1 protein-coding gene is annotated in these 700 nt (G+C 36.4%); it reads right to left on the reverse strand.

What is annotated here, in order from left to right; translation table 11 throughout:
- Positions 1-11 precede the first annotated feature (11 nt).
- Positions 12-635: a helix-turn-helix transcriptional regulator gene (locus HUN22_RS17490; protein WP_174732033.1), complete on the reverse strand. Its 624-nt coding sequence runs from the start codon at positions 633-635 to the stop codon at positions 12-14.
- Positions 636-700: the final 65 nt, after the last annotated feature.

Raw genomic sequence — 700 nt, forward strand, 5'->3', positions numbered from 1 at the left:
AAGTAAATCTTTTAAGTTTCCTTTACATACAAATAGGCACTTGCTCTTGATATACCTAAATGCTGTGCAACCGTCTCCACAGCCTTTTTAATATCTAATAAGCCATTATTTTTTAAATCATGTATTAATTGTTTTCGCTCATTGAGTTTTAACATGCGCGGTGTAGTGGCATGTTTTGAAGCAAATTGATCGATATATCTCCGAATTGCTTCTGTACCATTCGGCTCCAAGTTTTCAACAATGTTATCAGTTTCAATTTTCGTAAACTGCTCTAAAGCACTTTGCATTCCCCTAAATAGGGTTAAATCAATATTCATACATAAAGCGGCCACATACTGACCCTCTTCATCTTTAATACCGATAGACGTACTTTTTGCAGGGCGACCATCAGCGAACTGGTTGGCATAGTTTGAAATCAGATTTGGAAATTCTGGAGACATAATTCTAGCCAGCCCTAATTCAGTCGCTGGATCTCCAATTTTTCTGCCTGATAAATTATTGTGTATTGAGAGTATCGCATGCTCAGGATTTGTTAAGTCATGGACAACAACTTCACAAAAAGGAAATAGCGTTTCACTTAATCCCTTCGCGATAGTATCTAGTTGAGTGAGTAAATGTTTATCACGATTGCCCAATGTATTTCCTCCTAATGACTTAATTACTATTTCAAACCCTAGCGTAAAGCATGCAATAGTAATTT

Source organism: Acinetobacter lactucae, from assembly GCF_013344765.1.
Taxonomy (GTDB): domain Bacteria; phylum Pseudomonadota; class Gammaproteobacteria; order Pseudomonadales; family Moraxellaceae; genus Acinetobacter; species Acinetobacter lactucae_A.